The sequence below is a fragment of the Polynucleobacter parvulilacunae genome, from assembly GCF_018881715.1.
In the GTDB taxonomy this organism is placed as follows: domain Bacteria; phylum Pseudomonadota; class Gammaproteobacteria; order Burkholderiales; family Burkholderiaceae; genus Polynucleobacter; species Polynucleobacter parvulilacunae.
In genome coordinates this window covers 216,934-243,020 of the sequence record NZ_JACVPW010000002.1, presented here as the reverse complement: position 1 = coordinate 243,020, position 26,087 = coordinate 216,934, and the positions used below count along the sequence as shown (strand labels likewise).

At 46.4% G+C, this 26,087-nt stretch carries 19 protein-coding genes and 1 pseudogene; 15 read left to right on the top strand and 5 right to left on the bottom strand.

Annotated features, from left to right (window positions below; translation table 11 throughout):
* Window positions 1-37: 37 nt before the first annotated feature.
* The 4 genes from ICN18_RS06485 (at window position 38) to pepN (ending at window position 5,888) form a co-directional block, all read left to right on the top strand.
* Entirely contained in the window at window positions 38-1,420 is a 1,383-nt protein-coding gene (locus ICN18_RS06485; RefSeq protein ID WP_216189695.1) for an amino acid permease, read from the top strand.
* A gap of 12 nt (window positions 1,421-1,432) precedes the next feature.
* The gene (gene ald, locus ICN18_RS06480) at window positions 1,433-2,551 is read left to right on the top strand and encodes an alanine dehydrogenase (RefSeq protein WP_216189694.1); all 1,119 of its coding nucleotides are present in this window, start codon (window positions 1,433-1,435) and stop codon (window positions 2,549-2,551) included.
* 106 nt (window positions 2,552-2,657) lie between these two features.
* On the top strand, window positions 2,658-3,233 hold the full coding sequence (locus ICN18_RS06475; RefSeq protein ID WP_216189693.1) for a TMEM165/GDT1 family protein: 576 nt from the start codon (window positions 2,658-2,660) through the stop codon (window positions 3,231-3,233).
* Between the two features lie 45 nt (window positions 3,234-3,278).
* Complete coding sequence (gene pepN / locus ICN18_RS06470) at window positions 3,279-5,888, top strand: aminopeptidase N (RefSeq protein ID WP_216189692.1); 2,610 nt, start codon at window positions 3,279-3,281, stop codon at window positions 5,886-5,888.
* Between the two features lie 2 nt (window positions 5,889-5,890).
* Here pepN and ICN18_RS06465 read toward each other — a convergent pair whose 3' ends face one another.
* Window positions 5,891-6,067, bottom strand: a complete 177-nt coding sequence (locus ICN18_RS06465) for a type II toxin-antitoxin system VapB family antitoxin (RefSeq protein WP_255532126.1) — start codon at window positions 6,065-6,067, stop codon at window positions 5,891-5,893.
* A 117-nt stretch (window positions 6,068-6,184) separates the two neighbouring features.
* Here ICN18_RS06465 and ICN18_RS06460 point away from each other — a divergent pair, with 117 nt between their 5' ends.
* Entirely contained in the window at window positions 6,185-7,183 is a 999-nt protein-coding gene (locus tag ICN18_RS06460; protein ID WP_255532125.1) for a class 1 fructose-bisphosphatase, read from the top strand.
* Between the two features lie 91 nt (window positions 7,184-7,274).
* Here ICN18_RS06460 and cphA read toward each other — a convergent pair whose 3' ends face one another.
* Together cphA and ICN18_RS06450 are read right to left on the bottom strand one after the other, a co-directional pair.
* Window positions 7,275-9,845, bottom strand: coding sequence for a cyanophycin synthetase (gene cphA / locus ICN18_RS06455; protein ID WP_216189690.1), 2,571 nt, complete (start codon window positions 9,843-9,845; stop codon window positions 7,275-7,277).
* Between the two features lie 12 nt (window positions 9,846-9,857).
* Window positions 9,858-12,038: pseudogene (locus ICN18_RS06450) on the bottom strand (cyanophycin synthetase); the annotation flags it as partial.
* A 203-nt stretch (window positions 12,039-12,241) separates the two neighbouring features.
* Between ICN18_RS06450 and ICN18_RS06445 the strand changes: the two are divergent.
* The 8 genes from ICN18_RS06445 (at window position 12,242) to ICN18_RS06410 (ending at window position 21,940) form a co-directional block, all read left to right on the top strand.
* Entirely contained in the window at window positions 12,242-14,608 is a 2,367-nt protein-coding gene (locus tag ICN18_RS06445) for a cyanophycin metabolism-associated ABC transporter (RefSeq protein ID WP_216189688.1), read from the top strand.
* The gene (locus ICN18_RS06440; RefSeq protein ID WP_216189687.1) at window positions 14,605-15,084 is read left to right on the top strand and encodes a cyanophycin metabolism-associated DUF1854 family protein; all 480 of its coding nucleotides are present in this window, start codon (window positions 14,605-14,607) and stop codon (window positions 15,082-15,084) included. The genes ICN18_RS06445 and ICN18_RS06440 overlap by 4 nt, the downstream gene beginning before the upstream one ends.
* A 580-nt stretch (window positions 15,085-15,664) precedes the next feature.
* On the top strand, window positions 15,665-16,927 hold the full coding sequence (gene oxlT, locus ICN18_RS06435; protein ID WP_216189686.1) for an oxalate/formate MFS antiporter: 1,263 nt from the start codon (window positions 15,665-15,667) through the stop codon (window positions 16,925-16,927).
* Window positions 16,928-17,040: 113 nt separating this feature from the next.
* Window positions 17,041-17,412, top strand: a complete 372-nt coding sequence (locus ICN18_RS06430; protein ID WP_216189685.1) for a DUF2946 domain-containing protein — start codon at window positions 17,041-17,043, stop codon at window positions 17,410-17,412.
* An 81-nt stretch (window positions 17,413-17,493) separates the two neighbouring features.
* Complete coding sequence (locus tag ICN18_RS06425) at window positions 17,494-19,686, top strand: TonB-dependent receptor (RefSeq protein WP_216189684.1); 2,193 nt, start codon at window positions 17,494-17,496, stop codon at window positions 19,684-19,686.
* A gap of 2 nt (window positions 19,687-19,688) precedes the next feature.
* Window positions 19,689-20,948, top strand: a complete 1,260-nt coding sequence (locus tag ICN18_RS06420; RefSeq protein WP_216189683.1) for a sialidase family protein — start codon at window positions 19,689-19,691, stop codon at window positions 20,946-20,948.
* Entirely contained in the window at window positions 20,945-21,421 is a 477-nt protein-coding gene (locus ICN18_RS06415; RefSeq protein ID WP_216189682.1) for a TlpA family protein disulfide reductase, read from the top strand. The genes ICN18_RS06420 and ICN18_RS06415 overlap by 4 nt, the downstream gene beginning before the upstream one ends.
* Before the next feature lie 39 nt (window positions 21,422-21,460).
* Window positions 21,461-21,940 (top strand): copper chaperone PCu(A)C, encoded by a 480-nt coding sequence (locus ICN18_RS06410; RefSeq protein ID WP_216189681.1) that lies wholly within the window; start codon window positions 21,461-21,463, stop codon window positions 21,938-21,940.
* Between the two features lie 75 nt (window positions 21,941-22,015).
* Here the strand turns inward: ICN18_RS06410 and ilvD are convergent, their stop codons facing one another.
* Window positions 22,016-23,707 carry a dihydroxy-acid dehydratase gene (ilvD, locus tag ICN18_RS06405; RefSeq protein ID WP_216189680.1) on the bottom strand — a complete coding sequence of 564 codons (1,692 nt, stop codon included), beginning with the start codon at window positions 23,705-23,707 and terminating at the stop codon, window positions 22,016-22,018.
* A gap of 231 nt (window positions 23,708-23,938) precedes the next feature.
* On the opposite strand from ilvD, the gene ICN18_RS06400 reads away from it, so the two are divergent.
* Window positions 23,939-24,568 (top strand): response regulator transcription factor, encoded by a 630-nt coding sequence (locus ICN18_RS06400; RefSeq protein WP_216189679.1) that lies wholly within the window; start codon window positions 23,939-23,941, stop codon window positions 24,566-24,568.
* 78 nt (window positions 24,569-24,646) lie between these two features.
* Window positions 24,647-25,666, top strand: a complete 1,020-nt coding sequence (locus tag ICN18_RS06395) for a helix-turn-helix domain-containing protein (protein ID WP_216189678.1) — start codon at window positions 24,647-24,649, stop codon at window positions 25,664-25,666.
* Window positions 25,667-25,723: 57 nt separating this feature from the next.
* On the opposite strand, the gene glnK is transcribed toward ICN18_RS06395, so the two are convergent.
* A complete protein-coding gene (glnK, locus tag ICN18_RS06390) occupies window positions 25,724-26,062 on the bottom strand; it encodes a P-II family nitrogen regulator (RefSeq protein WP_068323619.1) in 339 nt (112 codons plus the stop codon).
* Window positions 26,063-26,087 lie beyond the last annotated feature (25 nt).

The window sequence follows — 26,087 nt, the reverse complement described above, 5'->3', positions numbered from 1 at the left end:
GGTAAATCGCCAACGACAAATCGAAAGGAGGTCTCTCTTGCAGACTGAACACACTGGCTTAAAGCGTCATCTCAAAGTACGTCATATTCGTTTGATGGCCTTAGGCTCAACAATCGGTGTCGGATTATTTCTTGGATCAGCAAGCGCAATTCAAATAGCCGGCCCATCTATTCTTTTGGGGTATCTGCTTGCAGGCATTGTTGCTTTTATTGTTCTGCGCACCTTGGGTGAGATGGCAGTTCATGAGCCTGTAGCAGGCTCTTTTGCGGCATATGCCAATACTTATGTTGGCCCATTGGCGGGCTATATGGTGGGTTGGGGGTATTGGACCTATTGGATCGTCGTTGGAATTGCGGAAGTCACTGCCGTAGGTATCTACATGGGAATTTGGTTTCCTGAGACACCGCAATGGGTTTGGGCGCTTTCCTCCATTGTGATGATGGGTTTGATTAATCTCATTGCAGTCAAAGTATTTGGCGAATTTGAATTTTGGTTTGCACTGATTAAGGTAGTGGCCATAGTCGCAATGATTGCGCTGGGTGGTTCCGTTATCTTATTTGGCTTTACCAATGACTGGCAGCCAATTGGTCTGAGTAATTTATGGCAACACGGCGGCTTCTTTCCAAATGGTATCAGCGGTATGTTGCTCTCACTCCAGATGGTGCTGTTTGCTTACGTCGGCATAGAGATGATTGGCCTTTCTGCGGGTGAAGCTGAGAGCCCACAAAAAACCATTCCGATGGCAATTGATTCTCTGGCTTGGCGCATTCTGATTTTTTATATGGGAGCCATCCTAGTCATTTTGGCAATATTCCCATGGAATCAAGTGGGTCAACAAGGCAGCCCCTTTGTGGTGATGTTTGAACGACTGGGTTTACGAGAAGCAGCAGGCTTAATCAATTTTGTCGTGATCACTGCAGCGCTGTCATCTTGTAATGCCGGCATCTTTAGCGGCGGACGTTTGTTGTATTCCTTATCGTCTAATGGTTACGCCCCTAGATCATTTGCAAAGCTTTCTAAGTACGGCGTTCCTCATCGGGCGGTGATGACTACGGTCGCAGTGTGTATGTCAGGTGTGGTTCTGAACTACTTTGTGCCTGACAAAGCCTTTCAATACATGATGGCTGCCGTGACCTTTATTGGTTTGATGGTGTGGATTGCAATCTTAATTACGCAGATTAAATTCCGTCGCTCCTTATCTAATTCCCAAGTAGCTGAGTTGGCCTATAGAGCTCCTTGGTGGCCCTATTCCTCGTGGTTTGCTCTGGCATTTATCGGTTTAGTTGTGGTGCTGATGGGCTTTCATGAGGATGCACGGATCGCATTAATAGTCGGGCCGTGTTTATTGAGCGTGTATCTCGTGATGTTTTATGTCGTGGGCTTACATCGCAAAACTGCAATCCAGCATGACTTTAAATAATAGGAGATAGCAATGATTATTGGCGTACCTCAAGAAGTTAAAAACAATGAGTTCCGAGTCGGTTTAACACCGGGCAATGTCAGTGGACTTTGTAAGCAGGGACATTCTGTTCTGATTCAGCGTGGCGCTGGTGAGCAGATTGGTTTGAGTGATGAATCTTATCGAATTGCCGGTGCCAGCCTAATTAATAGTGCAGCTGAAGTGTTTCATAAGGCTGAGATGATTGTGAAGGTCAAAGAGCCCCAGGCGCAGGAATGTGCGATGCTGCGCGAGGATCAAATTCTGTTTACTTACTTACATCTGGCTCCAGATCCACAGCAGACTGAGGCTTTGCTGCAATCAGGTGCAACTTGTATCGCATATGAAACCGTTACGGCTATGAATGGTGCTCTGCCTCTCTTGGCGCCCATGAGTGAAGTGGCGGGGCGTATGTCTATTCAGGCTGCTGCATCACATTTAGAAAAGACTAATGGTGGTTTGGGGGTCTTGATGGCTGGAGTGCCTGGAGTCTCTCCAGCAAAGATTGTCATTTTGGGCGGTGGGGTAGTGGGTCGCAATGCATTGCAAATGGCAGTCGGTATGGGTGCCGACGTTTGCATCTTTGATCGCGATATTGATCGCTTGCGTCAGATTGATATGTTCTATGGCAATCGAGTCAGAACATTTTATTCGGATAGCTTATTGATCGAGCAAGAAGTGTGTGAGGCTGATGTCGTGATTGGGGCGGTCTTGTTGCCTGGTGCACAAGCTCCTAAATTAGTAACTCATGACATGATCAGAAAAATGAAGTCGGGATCGGTAGTGGTAGACGTAGCGATTGATCAAGGTGGCTGCTTTGAGACATCCAAACCTACAACACATGCAGACCCAACCTTTGTAGTGGATGGCGTGTTGCACTATTGCGTTGCCAATATGCCAGGGGCGGTGGCAAGAACATCTACTTTTGCATTAACCAATGCGACTTATCCCTTTGTAGAGGCCTTGGCTAATCGCGGAGTGATGAAGGCTCTCTCTATCGATCACCATTTGCGCAATGGCTTAAGCGTACACAAAGGCATTCTGACTTCTAAACCCGTTGCGTTGGCACAGGGCCTAGACTTTGTCGTGGCTGAAGAGCTTTTGGTCGCATAGCGCAGTAAATGTAGTGTTTGTCTGGTCTGGTGGGTTAGGAGATTTAAACTATCTCTAATATATGTAATGCGCAAGCAATTGCAAAACCTACTGGACCAAGTCAAATATGGATTTTTCTGCTTTAACGCTTTCTGCTGGAGTGGTTGCTTTAGCAGAGATGGGCGATAAGACCCAATTACTTTCCTTGATGCTCGCTGCTCGCTATCCTAAGCAAGCATTAGCAATTATTGCCGGTATCTTTATCGCTACGATTGCGAACCATGCTTGTGCTGCATTCCTGGGGCATTGGTTAACAACCTTAGTTTCGCCTGATGTGATGCGCTGGATTTTAGGTTTGAGTTTTCTGGGAATTGGTTTGTGGTTATTGGTACCAGATCATATTGATGATGCGGCTGGATCCAAGGTTGCTGACAAGACTTTTCAGGTCTTTATGTTGACCGTAGGCCTCTTCTTTTTGGCTGAGATGGGGGACAAGACGCAAATTGCAACAATTGCTCTAGGCGCTCGTTATGACGATGTCGTTTCGGTAACGGTTGGCACCACATTGGGGATGATGTTGGCTAATGCTCCTGCAGTCTGGATTGGTCAGAAGTTCACGAAACGCATGCCAATTAAGTGGGTGCATGCGGTTGCTGCCATAACCTTCATTGCTATAGGCTTGGCTACCCTAATTTGGGCTTAAGCTAGAGATGCAGCGAGTCTTCCAGCCAAGACTTAAAATAGGCTTATGAAAACTGATCTCCCACAGAGCTTTCGTCGGCTCGAATACCTCCCGCCCGTCTATAACTTCGATCAAGTTGAGCTAGACATCGCATTAGATCCAGCCAGAACGATTATTAAGAGTCGCATTGAGGTTTTGCCGGGCAAAAGCTTTACGCCAGGTGCACCTCTAGTTCTGGTGGGGCATGAGCTTGAGTTCGTGAGTTTGCGTATTAATAGCCAAGCGCATCGCCATTTTGAATTAACACCAGAAACACTGACGATTCATTCTTTACCTAATGAGGGTCAAGAAAAATTTGTTGTGGAAATTATTTGCGTTTGTGTGCCCGAGAAAAATACCACTCTGATGGGCTTATATGTTTCTAATGGAAACTTCTTTACTCAGTGTGAGGCAGAAGGTTTCAGAAAGATTACTTATTTCTTAGACCGTCCAGATGTGATGGCGCGCTATCGTGTGACCTTGCGTGCTCGTGAGGCGGAGTGCCCAGTCTTATTGTCTAACGGCAATTTACTCAATACAGAAAAACTTCCAAATGGTTGGCATAGCGCGACTTGGGAAGATCCGTTTCCGAAGCCATCCTACTTATTTGCCTTGGTGGCTGGTAAGTTGGAGTGTATTGAAGAAACCATTACCACTAGCAGTGGCGCTAAGAAGCTCTTGCAGATCTGGGTTGAGCCACATGATCTGAAAAAGACTCGCCATGCCATGGATTCTTTGATTGCCTCGATTCATTGGGATGAGAAGCGCTTTGGCTTAGAGCTGGATTTAGAGCGTTTCATGATTGTGGCGGTGAGTGATTTCAATATGGGCGCGATGGAGAACAAGGGCTTGAATATTTTCAATACCAAGTTTGTTCTTGCGCAACCAGAAACCGCTACTGATGCAGACTTTGCGAATATTGAAAGCGTTGTAGCTCATGAATACTTCCATAACTGGACTGGTAACCGCGTTACTTGCCAGGATTGGTTCCAGCTATCACTTAAAGAGGGTTTAACCGTCTTTAGAGATCAAGAGTTTTCTGCTGATCAAATGGGCAGCGAATCCGGTAGGGCAGTGAAGCGCATTGAAGATGTGAGATTGTTGCGTCAACTGCAGTTTCCGGAAGATGCGGGTCCGATGGCGCATCCGATTCGTCCGGATGAGTATCAAGAAATTAATAATTTCTATACCGTTACGGTTTATGAGAAGGGCTCTGAGGTTGTTAGGATGTACCAAACCCTTTTAGGTAAAGACGGTTTCCGCAAGGGTATGGATCTGTACTTCAAGCGTCATGATGGGCAAGCAGTTACTTGCGATGATTTCTTGATGGCGATGGCTGATGCCAACGGCAAAGATCTGACTCAGTTTAAGAATTGGTATAGCCAAGCAGGCACCCCAAGGGTTAAGATGCAAGAGCATTACGATGCCGTTAAAAAACAGTATCGACTGACATTGACGCAAACTTGTGCGCCTAGTCCAGGTCAGCCAGAGAAGAAGCCTTTTCATATTCCGCTGAAGATACGTTTGCTTACTAAGGCAAATGATCAACAAGAGCAGTTGCTGGAGCTAACGCAAGCAAGTCAAACCTGGACTTTTGACAATATCGAAGAGCGCCCAGTACTTTCGATCAACCGAAATTTCTCAGCACCGATTAATTTGGATTTTGAGCAGTCTGAGGCGGATCTTCTAACCTTGTTCTCAAGCGATGATGACGCATTTAATCGCTGGGAAGCTGGTCAGAAGTTGGCGATGCAAATGATTTTGAATAGCCGTCTCCCAGATGCACAGTTGATTGAGGCTTATCGCAATATCCTATTGGATCCTAATTTAGATCCAGCCTTTAAGGACCTTGCCTTAACTCTGCCTGCAGAGTCTTATTTGTATGAGCAATGCACAAGTGTTGATCCCCAGAATATCTTTACCGCGCGCCGTGCTTTCCGTAGGGAGATTGCTAAACAACTCCAGTTGGAGTGGGCCGCCTTGTATCAACAAATGCAAACGCCTGGACCATTCAAGTCGGATGGAGTAGGTTCCGGTAAGCGTGCACTTAAGAACCTGGCATTGAGTATGTTGCTCGAAGCTGCTCCAGCAGTGTGGGCTCCAATGGCCGCCAATCAATACCAAACTGCTGACAATATGACCGATCGTTATGCTGCTTTATCAGCATTGGTAGTGCACGGTGCAAAGCAGGCAAAAGATTGCTTGATTGATTTCTACAATCGCTTTGCTAATGATGCTCTGGTGATTGATAAGTGGTTTGGCTTGCAATCAAGTCGCCCACCAGTAGATGGCGCGGAATCTACGCTGGCTGAAGTGAAGAAGCTACGTGAGCACCCAGCCTTCAAGTTAAATAACCCCAACCGAGTGCGCAGCGTCATCCATTCCTTCTGCGCTAATAATCCGGCGAGCTTTCATCAGGTTGACGGCAGTGGTTATGAGTTTTGGGCGGATAGCGTCCTAGCGCTTGACCCAATCAATCCTCAGGTAGCTGCACGCCTGGCAAGGGCTTTGGACCGCTGGCGTTTGTTTGCCCAACCCTACCAAGATCGTATGAAAGCTGCGCTAGAGCGGGTTTCAGCGTGCCAAACACTCTCTCCGGATGTGAGGGAAGTGATTGGTAAGGCGCTGGGTAATTAAATTTAACGTGGGATATCTTTCATTTCAGGAGCCATACCCCCTAGGGCTACAAGTTTTTTAGTGGCCTGTAATCGAACAAGGGTTGTAATCGCCTCATTAATTAGGTCGCCAGGGCTAAGTTGTGGGTCGAAATACTTCATGGCATCCCGGATTAATTCGTCATTAACATTGACCAACATTATCAAAACCCCTGTTTAAAAGTGCGTAAATTCGTGGCTCTAAGTCATAAATTATGACGGCACTCAAGAACAGGGCAAAATAGACCCTAATTTCAATAGAGCTTTGGAGAAATATCTTTGTCCTCAAGTACCCATATTAATTTCAAGCAATATTTGACCTCTACTAAGCCGGCGGGTGCCGTCATTCCTGCTGGATTGCAAGATTTACTGACTGCAGTTGTTAATACCTGCTCAACTCTCAGTCATGAGGTAGCGCAGGGTGCCTTAATTGGTTTGCTGGGATCAGCGGGGACTGGCAACGTACAAGGCGAAGTTCAACAAAAGCTCGACATCATTGCAAACGATTTATTGATCGATGGCGTTAAGGGTTGTAAATCACTTGCTGGTCTAGCTTCTGAAGAGATGGAATTGCCAGTTCCAGTTCAAGGCACAGGTGACTACTTGCTCTTGTTTGATCCGCTCGATGGCTCATCCAATATTGATGTAAACGTTTCGATTGGAACTATTTTTTCTGTTCTCAAAAAGCAAGATCCAAGCGCGCCTTTGCAAACTTCTGATTTCTTGTTATCAGGACGTCATCAAGTAGCAGCAGGTTATGTGGTCTATGGCCCGCAAACTACGATGGCATTAACCTTAGGTGATGGCGTAGTGATGTTTACTCTGAATAAAGTCACAGGCGAGTTCTTGCTCATCAAGGATGCGGTAAAGATCTCTCACTCAACCAAAGAGTTTGCAATCAATATGTCCAATATGCGCCACTGGGCTGACCCGGTGCGTCGCTATGTTGAAGAGTGTTTAGCGGGCGTGAGCGGTACGCGCGATAAAGATTTCAATATGCGTTGGATTGCCTCAATGGTGGCCGATGTACATCGTGTTTTATCTCGTGGCGGAGTCTTTATGTATCCATGGGATCAGCGTGAACCTAATAAGCCAGGTAAGTTACGCTTGATGTATGAAGCTAATCCCATGAGCTTTTTGGTAGAACAAGCTGGTGGCGCTTCTACCAATGGCACAGATCTGATTATGGATTTGCAGCCAACCGATCTTCACGAGCGCGTCTCCGTGATGTTGGGATCCAAGGAAGAGATCGATCGCATTCAGCACTATCATTTATAAGTAGAGTCTCATCTCCAATAAAAAACCCAATCAAGCGATTGGGTTTTTTATTGTCCTGAAGATAATTCAGAGGAAAGGGGGCTTACCGTTGTTACGGCTTTACCTTTTCCTTAAGGTAGGCAAGGGACTCTTCCACCTGGTCAATCAAGATCAAGCAAATGTCACCAGGCGAGAGGCCATTTAAAGCGGTATCTATTGCCTTGAACTCACCATGAATTTCTTGCACTTCTTTTGCCTTGGTGGCGCCAACCAAGCCTTCTTGCAGTAGGCGTAATACCTCACCATCTTCACGACCGCGTTGGCAGGCATCTTGATAGAGAATCACATTATCAAAAGCATTGCCAAGGATGCGGGTTAGATCACGAATATCTTCATCGCGACGATCGCCGGCACCGCTAATCACGACATGGCTCTTCTTGGGCTTCATGGCCTCGACCGCGCTAGTAAGAGCGCGCATTGCATCAGGATTGTGACCGTAGTCGGCAATCACCGTAGCGCCATTGTGTTGAAACTGGTTAAAGCGACCCGGTACTGAATTAGGATCGCTTTCAAAGCTATGAAGACCGCGAGCAATCTTTTCAGCATCCAAGCCTAGAGCCCAGGCTGCACCAATGGCAGCCATTGCATTCTCAACCTGGAAGCCAAGGACACCATTTTGGGTAAGAGGGATCTCGCTTACAGGGAAGCGATACATGACGCGTGAACCCTTAGACGCAACAATGTATGTGCCATCAAAGAAAATCACTTTCTTATTTTTAGCGCGGTGTGCAGTAATGACTGGGTGATGTTGATTTTGTGCAAAGAAGATTACTCGACCCGAGCATTTGTCACCCATCTTCGCAACCATTGGGTCGGCAGCATTTAAGACAGCTGCGCCAGTAGGGGCTACGTTCTGTACAATGACGCGCTTGAGAACTGCTAAATCTTCAACGCTTGTAATGTAATTGAGGCCAAGGTGATCACCTTCACCAATATTGGTAACGACTGCAACCTCACAGCGATCAAAGCCTAAGCCTTCACGCAGCAAGCCACCGCGTGCAGTTTCAAGAACGGCAGCATCAACATCTGGATGCATTAATACATTGCGGGCACTCTTAGGGCCGCTGCAATCACCGGTGTCGATGAGGCGATGATTGATATACACGCCATCGGTGCCAGTCATACCAACACGTAGACCAGTTTCATTTAATAGATGAGAGATGAGGCGAACAGTGGTGGTTTTGCCGTTAGTGCCGGTGACAGCTACTACCGGAATGCGTCCGTCTTCACCTGGCGGGAACATCATATTGATGATGTCTTCACCAACAGGGCGTCCCTTGCCATAGGAGGGCTTCAGGTGCATGCGTAAACCGGGGGCAGCATTAACTTCAACAATGCCGCCACCTTGTTGCTCTAAGGGTTTGTAAATACTTTCACAAAGGATATCTACGCCAGCAATGTCCAGCCCAATCATTTGCGCGGCCGCAACAGCGCTTGCTGCGACATCTGGATGAACATCATCAGTCACATCAGTCGCAGTGCCACCAGTACTCAAGTTGGCATTGTTGCGCAGTAAAACGCGTTCACCAGTCTTCGGTACATATTGCGGAGTAAGGCCATTACCAGCGAGGTGAGCAAGCGCAATATCGTCAAAGCGAATCTTAGTTAGGGCGGTGGCATGACCATCGCCACGCAATGGGTTCTTATTTTCTATTTCAACCAGTTCAGCAACGGTATGGGTGCCGTCACCAACCACTTGTGCAGGCTCGCGGCGAGCAGCTGCTGAAAGGCGATTGCCGACTACGAGTAAGCGGTAGTCAGCACCGGGTAGGTAGCGCTCAACAATGGTTTCACGACCAAAGGCTTGAGTTACGATAAAGCCAGCACGCACTTCTTCTTCAGTTTGAATGTTAGCAACAACACCTTTACCTTGATTGCCGTCTTTTGGCTTGAGCACAATTGCCCCACCAATCTTTTGCGCAGCACGCCAAGCATCATCAGCGGTTGTTACTACTTCACCAATCGGTACTGATACGCCTGCTGCAGCCAGTAAATTCTTAGTAAGTTCTTTATCCTGGGCGATCGCTTCGGCAATTGCGCTGGTATCGCTAGTTTCAGCAGCTTGAATGCGCTTTTGTTTACTGCCCCAACCAAACTGCACCATGCTGCCTTCAGTCATACGTCGATAAGGGATATTGCGCTGGACAGCGGCATCAACAATAGAGCCAGTACTTGGACCAAGGCGGACATCTTCGTACAGTGCTTCTAATTCAGAGAGAGCTGCGGCTAGATCAAAAGGCGCGTCATTGAGGGTTGCCTGAATTAAAGCAAAGCCAAAGTCAAAGGCCATACGTCCAACAACTTCTTCGGTGTATTCAACAACAACTTGATAAACGCCGGTATCTACAGTTTGTACGGTGCGACTAAAAGTGACAGGGCAGCCTGCTTGCGCTTGAAGGCCCAAAGCTGCGTGCTCTAGAGCGTGGGCAAGCGACAGCACTTCATTGTGGCCGCCGCGACGCATGCTACCCAGTTGCGGAAAGCGCTCACGAATCTTGATTTCAAATTGAGGGATCAAGTCGATAGAGCGCTCTGACTCATCACAAGAAACGATTGCTTCCAAGGCAGTGTGGCGGCTCCATAAATTTGGGCCGCGCAACATACGAATACGGGTAATTTCCAATTAAGCCCCTGTAGCGGTAGTGGCATCAGGCACAAATGTTTCTGCGCCTGCTTCAATAACATTAAAAGGAATATCTAGAGCCCAGGCTGCAGCAATTGCTGCCCCTAAATTCATAGTCTTCCAAGGAGAAGTGCTGTTAGCTTCTGAGTGACGTGGAACGGGGATGGATTTCTGATCCAACTTGCCGGACTTCAGAGTAATTTGCTGTTTGCCAATGGCAACTGCGCGACCACCATTAGCTAAATGATTTTTAACGATCTCCGAGTCAGGATTTTCGCTAAAGAAGATTACTTGACCATCACACAATTCAGCCATTTGCACGCACATTGCATCATCGGCATTTAAAACAGCTACGCCCGTTGGTAATACGACATCGACCTGGGTGCGGACAACGCTAAAGACCTGGTCTTCATCATAAATTGCGTATTGTGGGAAGTTTGCCTTTGGATCGGCATTGAGCACGACACCAACTTGACAGCGATCGTAGGCTAAACCTTCAATCAACATTGACAGGTGATTGTTTTCAATTACAACCGCCTCTACTGCACGGTTCAGTAGGGTGCGACGGGCATTCTCCCAATTGGATGCATTGGAATTTGGAATGGCGCGATTGCCAAAAAATAAGCCTTTACTGCAAGACAGTCCAACGTACACATTGGTAAGGCGTAAAAAGTGGGCGATCATTTCTGCAACAGGCGTTTTACCGCGCTCACCGCATACGCCTACTACTGGAATACGGAAATCTGCTCCAGGCGGGAAGAGGTGATTGGCAATTTCTTTACCCACAGGCTGAGGTTTACCACTTGCTGGTTTTAAGTGCATCAATAAACCGGGGCCAGCATTGACTTCCACAATAGCCGCATTTTGATCAGCAAGAGGCTTGCTGATGTCTTGGGCTACTAAGTCAACCCCTGCGATTTCTAGGCCAACTACACGAGCAGCTAATGCAACTTGACTAGCTACATCAGGATGAACCAAATCAGTGACATCAAATGCAACGTTACCATTGCTTTGAATCAGTACTTTGTGATCCGCAGCTGGCACACTTTCACCAGTTAATTTTTGGCGTGCTAACTCTAACTCGACAGCAGAATCAATCCGTACTGGATTGAGGGGATGTTCTTCAGCGGTGCCACGACGTGGGTCAGAGTTAATCTGAATCTGAATGAGTTCATAAATAGTATGTTTGCCATCACCAGTAACCCAAACAGTTTCACCTTTTGCAGCAGCAACTACTTTGTTGCCAACAACCAATAAGCGATGCTCATCACCAACGATGTGGCGCTCTACCAATACTTCGCTACCTTCGTCGATTGCAACTGCATAAGCAGCTTCAATTTCTTGTTGGGTATAGAGGTTGATAAAGACACCGCGGCCATGGTTGCCATCGATTGGCTTTACTACTACCGGTAAACCAATGTCTTGCGCAGCTTCCCAAGCATCATCAGGGCTAGTTACTGTTCTGCCCTCCGGGGTAGGCACGCCAGCACTACGTAACAAGCTCTTGGTTAAATCTTTATCTCTCGAAATCGTTTCTGCAATAGCGCTTGTTTGATCAGTCTCCGCAGTCCAAATGCGGCGTTGTTTGGCACCATAACCCAACTGCACTAAATTACCTTCGGATAAGCGAATGGAGGGAATGCCGCGCTCTTCAGCTGCATTCACAATGCACGCAGTACTTGGGCCGAGCAAAAGGTCGTCGCCCAGTTCACGTAAATTTTCAATAATAGTTTGAGCTTCCGCTACGCAATCTTTATTGTCTTGCGCTAGGGCAAGATATAAGTCGCGAGCGTATTTAAGCGCGGTGAGTGTGACTTCTTCATTGATGGCGCTAACCATCACCTTGTAAACACCACGTCTGTCACCATCACGCGCTTTGCCAAACCCACCAGGAATACCGGCTAAGTTTTGTAGCTCTAAAGTGAGGTGTTCAAGGATGTGGGCAGGCCAAGTGCCTTCTTCAACGCGCTTTAAAAATCCACCAGCTTCACCATAGCTGCAGCGATGTTCAACTAGGCTAGGGAGTGCTTTGACAAGGCGGTCATAAAAACCGGGAATGAGGTTAGAGGGGTAGTCCTCTAAATCGCCAATATCTAGCCATACCTCTATAACGGGGTGGTAGGTCCACATATTGGGGCCACGGAGATGTTTAACGCTCAGAATCTCGATGGATTTATCTAGTAATTGGGGCATATGCAGTGTTGCGATGGCCGGCGCCAAGGTTTTGGCGATGGCGCGTCAGACAGTCTCTCTGTTTTAGTTGTTATTGAAAAACTCACAAAATTAGCAAAAATACATAAAAAGGCCTACTTAGACAATTTAACGGCTTTTGAGCCTCTAAAGTTGACAGAGGCAATAAATCTAAATAATTCACCTCCACTATACTTTTATGGTCAATGAAGCCACAAATCCTACCTTTTGCCCCCGTGCTACCAAGTGATTGGCAGGCTGTTTTAGGGGCTGAAAACTCCCTAGTAAAGAGTCCTGAAGCCCTGCTGGCATGGGTTGAGCTCGATTTAGATGCGGATTTGCGCTTTGAAAAAAGCCTTCTTTTGCTAAGCGAGCAGGGTCTAATTTGGACCGATGGAAAGACATTCGAGTCCTGGGAGCTGGGTAATGGAGCGCACTTAGTTCATGGAGACCATGCCGGGGTAGGGCATTTAAGGCTAGAAACTGCTGATAGCTTGCTCAGATCATGGAACTTCACTTTAGCTGTCAATCCTCAAGTTCTTCGCCTGCAATCCAGTTTTAAGCAATTAACTCGTGGCGAAGAAATTAGCAGTGGTGAGGTCAGCGAGTATGACAAGCAAGTTTGCCCGGTTTGCTTGAGCCCAAAACCTGCGAATTCGGATTCATGCCCGACTTGTGATCCCGAGGATGATGCGCCGCCATCCACTTGGACGTTATTTAAACTCTGGCGTTTTGCACGGCCTTACAAGAAACAATTGTTGTTAGGTTTTGTATTGACCCTGTTATCCACGGGCGCCACTTTAATTCCGCCATATCTCACGATGCCATTGATGGATCACGTGTTGATTCCTTACGAACGTGGTAATCCAATTGATTTCCATTTGGCCAGCATGTATCTCTTGGCTTTATTTGGAGCTGCGATTGTTGCTTGGGGTCTGGGTTGGTGGAAGACCTATTTACTCGCATTAGTAAGCGAGCGAATTGGTGCGGATTTACGAAACACAACCTTTGAGCATTTACTAAAGCTTTCATTGGAATACTTTGGTGGCAAGAGAACAGGTGACTTGATTGCTCGTATTGGTGCGGAAACTGATCGCATCTGCGTCTTCCTCTCCCTTTATGCGCTTGACTTTGCGACCGATGTCTTGATGATCACCATGACTGCAGCGATTCTGGTATCTATTGATCCTTTGCTGGCTTTAGTCACCTTGGCGCCGTTGCCATTTATTGTGTGGATGATTCATGTGGTGCGCGATCGCTTGCGTTTTGGTTTTGAAAAGATCGATCGCATCTGGTCTGAAGTAACAAACATCCTTGCTGACACGATTCCAGGTATTCGTGTAGTCAAAGCGTTTGCTCAAGAAGATCGTGAACTCAAACGTTTTGTTGATTCCAATAAACACAATTTACAAATTAATGATCGCGTAAATCGTGTTTGGGGCTTGTTCTCGCCTACAGTGACATTGCTGACTGAAACAGGTTTATTAGTCGTGTGGGGTTTTGGTATTTGGCAAGTTGCGCATCAGAAAGTCACTGTTGGTGTGTTGATTGCCTTCTTGGCATATATCGGCCGTTTTTATATTCGCCTTGATTCCATGAGTCGCATTGTTTCTCATACGCAGAAAGCAGCTGCTGGCGCTAAACGAATCTTTGATATCTTGGATCACGTCTCCAGCGTTCCTGAGTCAATCAATCCAGCACCATTGGGTGATGTCAAAGGGCGTATTTCCTTACGCGGTGTAGGTTTCCGTTACGGCAACCGCGCTGTCTCCAAGGGTATCGATTTAGATATCGCTCCTGGTGAAATGATTGGCTTAGTGGGGCATAGCGGTTCGGGCAAGAGCACTCTGGTGAACTTGATCTGCCGGTTCTATGACGTCAGTTCTGGAGCGATTTCATTGGACGGGCGCGATATTCGTGGCATCAGGATTGCCGACTATCGCAAGCGAATTGGTTTGGTGTTGCAAGAACCATTCTTATTCTTTGGCACGATTGCTGAGAATATTGCTTATGGCAAACCAGACGCAACTCGTGAAGAAATCATCGAAGCAGCGCGCGCAGCCCACGCCCATGAATTTATTCTCCGCCTTCCTTTGGGTTACGACTCCCTAGTAGGTGAGCGCGGCCAATCCCTCTCTGGTGGTGAACGCCAACGCATCTCGATTGCACGTGCGTTACTGATTAATCCAAGCATCCTCATTTTGGATGAGGCCACCTCATCAGTAGACACTACGACTGAAAAAGAAATTCAGCGCGCTTTGGATAACTTGGTTAAGGGCCGCACCACGATTGCCATTGCACACCGTCTCTCCACCTTAAGAAAAGCAGATCGCTTGGTGGTTTTAGACAAAGGTGAGATTGTCGAAATCGGCTCGCATGACGAGCTCATGGAAGCCCAAGGTGCTTATTACACCTTGTATCAAGCCCAATTACGTCATGCAGCTGAATTGGTTGAGGGCGGCGCCATTGGCGAAAGCTTGGAAGAAGATCAAGCGGAAATAAATGAAGAGCAAGCAGAAATAAATGAAGAGCAGCTTCAAGAAGTAGCCAAGAATGTTGGGGGTGGGGTATGACGCAAATCAATCGCTCCACTCATCAACTAGAGCGTGATGCACTGGGTCGACTAGTATTTATTGATAGCAAGGGTGAGCGGCATGTGGGCGTTCATCCAGTAAGAGCTTTCCCAATCACTGCACCAGGCGCCGGTATTGGCATCATGAATCAATCAGGCAAAGAGCTTTGCTGGTTTCCGATTACTGCCGCTATTTCTGAAGCGGAGTTGGGGTTAATTGAAGAAGAATTAGCCGAGCGTGAATTCATGCCGGTGATTGAGAAAATTACTAAGGTCTCCACCTTTGCTACTCCAAGTATTTGGGATATCGAAACTGATCGTGGCCCAACGCGAATTCGCTTGAAGGGCGAAGAAGATATTCGCAGAATCGCTGGCAATACATTGCTCATTGCCGACTCCAATGGCTTACAGTTCTTAATCAAGGACTCCACCGAGTTGGATAAAGTCAGTAAAAAACTGCTAGATCGCTTCCGCTAAACAAGTTTGCCATGCCAACTTTAGTTTGGCAGCCGGTACCAGGGCATTCCCCTTTGCTCAGATAGAGTAAACCCCCGATTTATGCCCAAAATGAGTAAATTACTATTAAAAACAATGGTTTATAGCTATTTCGCTCCCCATGTCTCCTCGTTGCGCCGCAATAATATTAGGGTTATAATCTAGGTACTAACCCTTAAGGAGATTCAAATGACTGTTTTATTGAATATGATCAACCAGCTTTTTTCTGAAAGCAAACCAAGCCAAGACCAGGCTGCTCGTCATTATGATTTTGACGGCGCGTATCGCGGCATGTAATTTAAAAAATTACAGCAACTCAAAAGCCACCTTCGGGTGGCTTTTTTGTTTTCTGATGCCGTTAGATTTTGGTGCAATACTGGCTTAGCTATTCCTTGAGAAAGCTTATATTTCATGGTGTTATGGCAAGGGTAATCACTAGTGAGGTTTTGAAGAAATCTTGATTAGTGTCAAGACTTCCCAGGTTTAAATGCTTAAAAATCACTTAACCCAAATTTCTGGGTGTAATGAGTATTTATAAAAAAGTAAAAATAGGAGATTCAGGATGAGCGGCGAGAAAACTGCAGGACCTTTAGGAGGTCGTTGGTTTCAGCTACTAATCGGCGTTGTTTGTATGTCGATGATTGCAAATTTGCAATACGGTTGGACTTTATTTGTAAACCCAATCGACGCAAAGTTTGGTTGGGGTCGCGCAGCGATTCAAGTTGCATTCACCATTTTTGTATTGACTGAGACTTGGTTAGTTCCAATTGAGGGATACTTGGTAGATAAGTTCGGTCCTCGTCCAGTGGTATTTGGGGGTGGTATTTTGTGTGGTCTTGGATGGATCATGAATTCTCATGCAGACACACTAACCATGCTTTATACGGCTGCTGCAGTTAGCGGTGTTGGTGCTGGCGCTGTTTACGGTACCTGCGTAGGTAATGCGCTCAAATGGTTCCCAGATCGTCGTGGTTTGGCTGCAGGTATTACAGCTGCGGGCTTTGGTGCGGGCTCTGCATTAACCGTAATTCCAATTGCAAAAATGATTGCTGAACAAGGCTATCAAGAAACTTTCTGGTTCTTTGGCATTGGTCAAGGTGCAATCGTTGTCTTGTTAAGCCTATTTCTTTCCAAGCCAATTAAGGGTGCTATTACTGCAGTTAAGGCTGCCGTTGCTCAGACTCGTAAAGATTTCCGCCCAATGGAAATGGTTAAGCAACCAGTATTCTGGATTATGTACATCATGTTCGTGATGGTTGCTGCTGGTGGCTTGATGGCTACTGCCCAATTAGCTCCAATCGCTAAAGACTTCCAAGTTGCCGGTGTCACAGTGAGCCTATTAGGCCTAGCATTGCCAGCCCTGACGTTTGCATTAACCATTGATCGTGTTTTAAACGGCTTGACCCGTCCATTCTTTGGCTGGGTATCAGACAAGATTGGTCGCGAACAAACGATGACCCTATGCTTCTCTTTTGAGTGCGTAGGTATTCTTGGTTTGTACTACCTCGGTCATGACCCGGTCATGTTCGTGCTGTTGACTGGTTTGGTGTTCTTTGCATGGGGTGAGATCTATAGCTTGTTCCCATCCACTAACGCTGATACATTCGGCTCAACCTTCGCCGCTGGTAATGCGGGCCTTCTTTACACGGCCAAGGGCACAGCTTCATTGTTGGTACCTTTATCTAGCGTATTAATGGCTGCTACAGGTGGCTGGGAAGCAGTGTTCTGGGTTGCTAGTATCTTGAACGGTACAGCTGCAATCTTGGCTTGGTTTGTATTGCGCCCAATGCGTCGCAAACTGATCGAGCGTTCTGCTTCTATGTAATTCAGGTCAAAAGCCTAAGAAAAGGGGTCTTCGGACCCCTTTTTGTTTGCCCAAAATAAAGTAAGGCTCAATGGCATCAGTCAGAGATGGAAATCAGATAAAATCCCTCCATTATGAATTGCTCCAAAAACCGCTTCATTCACTGGATTGCCGCTTTTGCAATCGCGATGAGTGCTCTTGCACCAGCTGCATCTCAAGCGGTTTCAGTGGCCAAGCATGGTGAAGGTTTTGCAATGGAGATTTGTTCTGTCGATGGCAGCAAGATGCAAATCGATGTTCAAGATGATGGGCAAGACGTTGCCAATCAAATGAAGCCTTGCCCATATTGTGTAGCGCAGAGTGCTATCACTCCAGTATTCAACACTAACCTCAGATATGAGGCTCCGCAGACTTTAGCTCTACTGCCTCAGCTTTTCTACCAATCACCCAAACCACTCGCCGTTTGGGTAACTCCACCTTCAGCAGCTCCACCAGTACAAGCCTAATCAAATATTAGGGCATAGCCTAGCTATGTAATTGGCAACGAATCAATCAATTCGTTGTCGTATTAATCAGTGGAGTAGTAAATGTTATTTCAGCAAAAGAAAATCAGCGCATGCGTGGGCGTGCTATTTGGGTCAGTACTAATCAACGCGCAAGCACAAATTGCGCAGCCACCCGACTACGGTCAAAAAATAGGTGATGTGGTTGTTAGCGCCACTCGCTCTGGTACCGAGCTAAAGGACATGACTCAAAACACTTCTATTTTGACGAATGAAGATATTCAAAATGCCCCGGAAATGACGGTTGACCAGGTCTTAAAGAATCAAGCAAGTGTATTTTTAAATGATCAACCGTATTATGAAAAGGACCCCACCGGTCAGAGTTTGAATGTCCGCGGTCTTGGTGCTGCGCGGACTCTGGCATTGATTGATGGACTGCCTGCAAATGACGCTATGTATGGAACCATTCAATGGAATCTGGTCCCGCTCTCAGCGGTGCAGGATGTAGAACTGGTTCGCGGTGGCGTCTCCAATCTTTATGGCAACTATGGCATGGGTGGTTTAATCAACATCACCACCAAACCCATTAACGATAACAAAGGCGAAGTATCTGCCAGTTATGGTTCATACAACACAAGCAATGTAGCTGCTTCAAAAGAAGTGGCAGTAAATGACGTATTAAAGCTGCGAGTATCTGCGGACTACTTTAATACGGATGGTTATATTAATCAGCCTACTATTTCCCCGGCAACAGTCTACCCGGTAAAAAATAAAGCAGGGCAGTCTGCGCCTTTATTGCCTGGGATGGGCCCTGAAAGCGCTAATAGTGCAAATTACCGACTTCAAGGAGCCTTGAAATTAAGTTCTGATACGGATGCGTTTTTTAATCTTGGTTCCCACAATATGCAAAATCTACCAACTGGTGGATATAACTTTGCCACCAAGACAACTCAAGAAACTACTTTTTCTGGAGGAGCAACTACGCGTTTGAGCGCAGCGCAAAAGGTTCAGGTAAATGCTTTTTACGAAAACACCACTCTCTGGCAGCAAAATGTCAGCAATAGCGGTGCAACACCAGCTTATATTAGTGCCAACTATAACGATCCTTATTCAACGCTGGGGGCATCTGCGCAATATACCCATGACTTAAAGGATCAAACCATTAATCAGGTAGTAGTAAGTGTTGATGGAAGACAGGTAGCTGCACAGAATTTAACGAATTCCTTTAGCTCTGCTGCTGGATATGCAAATGGAGTAGTTACCTCCTCTGATTACGCAAAAGGTCAGCAGCAGTTTTATGGTGTGATGGCGCAAATGAAGGCTAAAACAGATGCCATCCCATTGCAAGCCACTCTCTCGCTTCGAGAGGATCAATGGCAAAGCCAGACCCCAACCTATTGGATCGCAGGTGCAAATGGTGTTCAAAATTACACCAATGTCCCTAATCAAACTGCATATAAGTTCAGCCCTAATCTCGGCTTGTTATTACAGGCTACTAAGGAGTGGGACTTTAGGGGTGCGGCCTATCAGGGTTTCCATGCGCCTGGCTTGAACAACACGCTTCGTACTTATGGAAATTCAACGATCGTTAGCCTGGCCAATCCATTGCTGAGTCCCGAGAATATGACTGGCTATGAATTAGGGACTGACTATCGTTGGAATGCGGGTTTTGTGCAGATCACGGGCTTTAATGCGAATGTAAAAAACGCAGTTTATGCACCCAATGTTTCTCAGGCACAAGCTGCTGCTGCAGGTTGTCCAATCTCAGTTTGTACCGGAGCTAATGGCCAAACATTTAGTTTGTATGGCAATAATCAGAATCTTCAAAGTCGTGGACTTGAGGTACAGGCACATCATGATCTCAATGCTCAGTGGGCTGTTGATGGTACATATACCCATACGAATACCATTCTTACTTGGATTGGCTCGGGGGTTAGTGCATCCTTAAATCCAATTGGATCTCAGGTTGGCGGTGTGCCACAAAACATGGGTTATGCAGGAGTGACCTATATGCCGCTTCCAAAGACCAGTCTGACAGCCAATGTTCGTTATATTGGTAACTCTTGGTTGGATGGCGCGCATACCTTACCAGTTCCTTCCTATGCAGTTGTTGGTTTAAAGGTGAACCATCAATTAACGCCAGAAGCCTCAGTATTTGCCAGCGTGATCAATATGTTCAATCGAAGCTACATCACTTACGGTACGGGAACTAGTCAAGGAAGTTATATCGCCGGGCAACCACATAGCATTACTGTCGGTGCACGTATCATCTTCTAATTATGAATCCGATCCCATACTCTTTTAATCGATTCTTATTGCTCGGAGCGCTGCTTTCGGGAGTTCTGAGCTTTGCTGCACAAGCTCAAATGCAAATGGATCATTCATCGCATATGGCCGGTGCAAATCCAGCAAAAGTGAGCAGTGTTTGCCAGGGCGCTGGCTTGGAGTGCGCGAATGCCGCCACTCCATTTTTTACTTCTGATGGAAAGTTGCTGCTTTCATGGACCGCCAACGGAGTGGTGTCTGTTGCCCAGTCTGCTGACCTCGGAAAGTCATTCTCACCGCCGGTAAAAATTGCTGAGCATGGCAAGTCATTGGATGCTGGTGCTGATGCACGCCCACAAATCGTTGCTGATAGACAAGGAAATGTATTTTTAGCTTATAGCTTTTTTAAAGACTCAAACTGGAATGCGCAAATCAATACTGCCCGATCTGAAAATGGGGGCAATACATTTACGGCGCCAGCATCATTGGTCAATGACGGTTCGAGCCAGCGCTTTCCATCCGTTCTGATCAAGCCAAGTGGCGATATTTTTATCTCTTGGATCGATAAGCGTTTAGTTTCTGCAGCCAAGCAGAGTGGGCAAAATCGTCTTGGTGGCTCAATAGCCTATTCATTTTCACAGGACGGCGGCAAAACATTTCAGGCAGAACGCTTTGCTAATGAGAGTAGTTGCGAGTGTTGTCGCATTGCTGCCAGCCTTGATCCAAATGGCAATCCGGTAGTAGCGTATCGCGCTATATTTCCCGGGGGCATTCGGGATCAAGCTAGCCAAGTGATTTCAGCTTCAGGTGCTGGGTCAATCCGTAAGGTGGCTGATGACAACTGGAAAACTGATGCCTGCCCACATCATGGGCCATCCATAGCAGTATCAAGCGACGGAACATTCCATGTTGCTTGGTATACCCAGGGCGGAAAGCGCTCTGGAGTATTTTATGCAAACTCTAGCAACGAAGGGCTAAGCTATACCAAGCCTAGCCGCGTAGGCTCTGAAAGTGCCAATGTTTCCAGGCCATATCTATTGGCATTGGGCCAGCAAGTTTGGTTGGTATGGAAAGAATTTGATGGCACTCAATCTTTCGTTTATCTTAAAGAGTCTACGGATGATGGAAAAACTTGGGCAATCCCTAAAATACTATCCAGCACAGCGGGGTACAGTGATCATCCATTGTTGTTGGCTCAAGGTAATCATGTATTTTTGTCTTGGCTGACACGCAATGATGGATACCAATTAATCAATATTGGACAAAAGCAATGAAAAGATATTGGCTCATTTTTATTCTCACTCTATCAATGACTGGGTTTACCTTCGCCGATCCAGTTTCTCTGAAGCCGTATCATGCTGGAGATTGGAAATCGATCATCAAAGCATCCAACGGCGGACCGATAGCAATCAACTTTTGGGGCGTGACCTGCCCATCCTGTGTCAAAGAGATGCCGCAGTGGGGTCTTTTTATCAAAAACAATCCAACTGCGAAGGTGGTTTTCATTCAGGTTGATGATGTCTCAATCGAGTCGATGAAAAAAATGTTGAGCAAAGCAAATCTGGATAAGGCCAATAATTATTATGTTGCAGCGCCCTTTGATGAGCGCCTGCGCTATGAAATTGATCCTCAATGGCATGGCGAAACACCGACAACCATACTGATCGATAAAAATGGCAAAGCTACCAGAAAAACAGGCTTAGTAGACTTTCAGCAATTGCAATATGCTTTGATAGTGAAGCCGTAGTCAAATGAATTTCTTATAAATTACCTGGAGAATATAGATATGAATACAAAACAACTTGTAACAACCCTTGCTGTTGCAGCAATGGCTCTATCAGGAGTGTCATGGGCGCAAAACGTTTCCAAAACAGTCACTACAAACGCAATCAAAATTGAAGATGCTTATACCCGCGCTACAGTGCCTGGTCAGCAAGTGGCTGGCGGCTTTATGAAGATTGAAAATAAAGGTGCGGCTGATCAATTGATCTCTGCAAGTTCACCAGTTGCTGGTGAAGTACAGCTCCACGAGATGGCAATGGACGGCAATGTGATGAAAATGCGTCAGGTAAAAGATATTGCTGTGCCTGCTGGCGGCGCCGTGGAATTAAAGCCAGGTGGCTTGCATTTAATGTTTATGAATATTAAGGCTCCACTGACTGCGGGTGAATCCGTCCCTGTAAAACTGAAGTTTGCTAAAGCTGGTGAAGTAGAAGTGAAGATGCCTGTAAACGCAATGGGTAACCCAGGTGCAATGAAGCATTAAGATTCAGCATTAATACTGAGGTAATAAAAAAGCCCCTAGTTTTACTTAGGGGCTTTTTTTAACAACCAAAACTAATTAAATATTTAAATCTCGATCAGTTACCGCACCTTTGCTGGCGCTACTTGCAAGACTTGCATATTTGGCGAGCAGGCCGCGGGTGTAACGTGGCTTAGGTTGTACCCAGGCTGCCCGACGCTTGGCAATTTCTGCTTCATCTACGTTCAATTGAATGAGGAGCTGATGGGCATCGATTGTGACTGAGTCACCTTCATGAATGAGGGCGATTGTGCCGCCAACATAAGCCTCGGGAGCTACGTGACCAACCACCATGCCCCAGGTGCCACCAGAGAAGCGACCATCGGTAATGAGGCCAACAGACTCGCCTAAACCTTGGCCAACAAGGGCTGAGGTTGGGGCAAGCATCTCGCGCATGCCAGGGCCGCCTTTAGGGCCTTCGTAACGAATCACAACGATGTCACCATCTTTGATCTTCTGCGCCATGATGGCTGCCATTGCGTCATCCTCAGAATCAAACACGCGCGCTGGGCCAGTGATAGATGGATTCTTGAGGCCGGTAATCTTCGCTACACAACCTTCTGGGGAAATGTTGCCTTTTAAGATTGCTAAGTGACCTTGCTTATACAAGGGATTGTCTAAAGAGCGAATGACTTTTTGATCAGCGCGCGGCACTGATGGAACATCCTTCAATACTTCAGCAATCGTTTTGCCAGTGATCGTCATGCAATCACCATGGAGCAATCCACCATCGAGCAAAATCTTCATGACTTGTGGAATACCGCCGGCTTGATGCAAGTCTGTCGCTAGGTAAGTACCAGATGGTTTCATATCCACGATTACTGGAACGCGTTTACGAATGCGCTCGAAGTCATCAATAGTCCAATCGATTTCTGCGGCGCTAGTAATGGCCAAGAAATGCAACACAGCATTGGTAGATCCGCCAACTGCCATGATCACGCTGACTGCGTTTTCAATGGATTTCTTGGTGATGATGTCGCGTGGACGTAGGTTATTTTTAACTGCTTCAACAAGTACTCTTGCTGATTCAGCAGCACTTGCTACTTTTTCAGCATCCACGTTGGCCATTGTTGAAGAGTAGGGCAAGCTCATGCCTAAAGCCTCAAACGAAGAGCTCATGGTGTTCGCTGTGTACATACCGCCACAAGAGCCGCTACCAGGGCAGGCGTGCTGTTCTACGCCCTTTAAATCTTCTTCGCTTAATCGACCGGAGGTAAATTCACCAACCGCTTCAAATGCAGAAACAATATTGAGTTCTTTGCCCTTGTAATGTCCTGGCTTAATTGTGCCGCCATAAACATAAATACCAGGAACGTTAGTGCGGGCTAAAGCCATCATGCCACCAGGCATATTTTTATCGCAGCCACCAATTACCACTACGCCATCTTGCCAAAGACCATTGACACATACTTCAATACTGTCGGCAATGACTTCGCGTGAGACGAGTGAATACTTCATTCCCTCGGTGCCCATGCCGATACCATCGGAAACGGTTGGCGTACCGAATACCTGAGCTTTTGCGCCGGCAGCTTCGAGTGCTTCAACAGCAGCGTCAGCTAATTTTTGTAAACCACTATTACAAGGGGTGATAGTGGAGTGACCATTTGCAACGCCAACCATTGGCTTTACAAAATCCTTTTCTTCGTAACCCATTGCGTAATACATCGAACGATTAGGTGCGCGAGCGACCCCTTCGGTGACCATGCGCGAGCGTTCATTAAGGCGTTTCATGCTTATTTACTCCAGAAAAGGTTTGTGTCGAAAGGCTCTATTGTGCCGTGAGATGGAATCAAAGGCTCTCTGGGTTGAGCTAACAACTCAACCCAGGAAAAATGTTGCACCGCAATAGAGAAATATCAATGAAATCATTGATTTAGGTCTAATTATTAGCCAAATGGCTAATAGCTTCCTGAAATGCACTGCAGTACATTACTAGATCTAATACTTTTTCCTTTGAATTCAATGACTAAAGTCGGCCATATATACCTAATTGATGATGACGAATCCATGCGCATTTCTCTCTCGAGAATGCTGCGGGAATTGGGCTATCTGGTTGAGGACTACGCATCTGCCAGTGTTTTCCTGGAGAAATCTGTTCCAGTATCGCCAGCAGTAATTCTGTTGGATATGCAAATGCCAGATATGACTGGGCTAGATTTACAAGAAAAGCTCCAAAAGTGTGGCCGTAAGACGCCTATCGTATTTGTTAGTGGACAAAGCCATCCTCATCAAATCGTTCAGGGTCTGAAGAAGGGGGCGTTAGATTTCTTATTTAAGCCATTCAATCTCGAAGAGTTATTAAAGGCGGTAGCTGATGCTATTGATTTTGATAGTCGTCAGCTTAAGCGCGTTTCGTTAGATGTGGAAGCCAAAAAAGATTACGAAAGTCTCACCCCAAGAGAGCGCGAAGTGTGTGGATGGCTTGTTAAGGGCCTTTTAAACAAGGATATCGCGGTGAAGCTCGGTACAACCGATGCCACGATTAAGGTCCACAAGGCAAGGGTAATGGACAAAATGCATGCAGATTCATTGCAAGTGCTAGTCAAGAAGTACCTTGAATCCAATCTCGAGAGCCATCCTTTAAATAATTAGCTTGGCGGCTAATTACCCTCGTACCATTTTGGTATTACTATCAAAAGTATCAAATACTTATAAGATGGTTACAGTTTAGTGAACAAGCCAGTCAAACTTCCGGAGATTCGCAAAGAAGCGTTTACCAGGGCTAGAGAAAATCTTGGCTTAAGTGCGAAGGATCTATCTGGGATGGCTTGCCTTTCTGTTCGTCAAATAGAGCAGATTGAGAATGGCGAAATTAGCAGCTTCTATGGCGCTCAAGTTAAATTCACGGCAGCAAAAAAAGTGGCCGGCCTATTAAAGCTCACACCAGAAGAGGCATTTGATTTCACTGGCGTGGTACAACCTGCTAAGGCAGTTGAAGTAGAAGAGAAATTGCAGGAGGAGACAAAAACCCCTGCCGCAGAAAAAAAGACGAAGCCTGAAAAAGAAAAAGAGCTTAGTCCTGTTGCGGTAGAGAAAGTTGCAGAACCAAAATCCGAGAAGGTTAGCCTTAGCAAAATCTCACCAACGGCCATTGATTACAGCGTGAAGTCAAAAGCATCTGTAGATCCAAAAAAGAAAATCTTCTTACTCGCAGCAATTGGTGCAGCAGTGATATTTTCTGTATTGAATCTACGCCCCTTATTTTTTCCTGAGCCAACGAGGGAAGAGGTAGTCATTATTCAAGAGGTGGCACCAGAGCCCGCACCGACGAATGTCCCAGCAGAGCCTGTAGCTACGGCGGCAGCTCCAGCGGTAGTCGCAGCAACAGCGCCAGCGACTGTTTCAGCTGAATGCCCAGCTGCGGATGCTTCTGCTCTCAATTACAAACCAGACGCACCTAAAAAAGCGGGTGACATGGTGTATTTGCAATCTAAGACTGCGCAAGCAGTTTGTGTGGTCGATGCAACCGGTAAAACTCAGAACAAAATGCTTGAGCCTGGCGTTGGAGCTAGTGTGTATGGCAAGCCACCGTTCAAGGTCTTAACTGGTGGATTGAATCAGGTAGATTTGTATTACCAGGGTGCAAAAGTTCGTATCGGCAATACTAGTAGCAAGACCATTAATTTGGAGCCGGCGGAAATCATTCAGCCTGCAGCTACATCAACTTCAACAGATTCTCAATTGCGTTAATCCAAATAAAAACAGCGGCCTGTTAAGCCGCTGCTTTTTAACGCGTTAAACCTAGTGTTACACAGCTGCGTTATCAGTTTCGCCGGTGCGAATACGAATCACTTGTTCAACTGCAGTAACGAAAATCTTTCCGTCACCAATCTTGCCAGTACGCGCAGCTTTAGTAATGGCTTCGATAGCGGCTTCTACACGGTCATCGGCTACCACGGCTTCTACTTTTACCTTAGGTAAAAAGTCGACCACATATTCAGCGCCACGATAGAGCTCAGTATGGCCTTTTTGACGTCCAAAACCCTTCACTTCAGTAACGGTCAGGCCGGTAACGCCTACTTCAGCCAATGATTCACGGACTTCGTCTAGCTTGAACGGCTTAATGATGGATGTAATTAATTTCATTTATTCCCCCTAATGCAGTAATCAT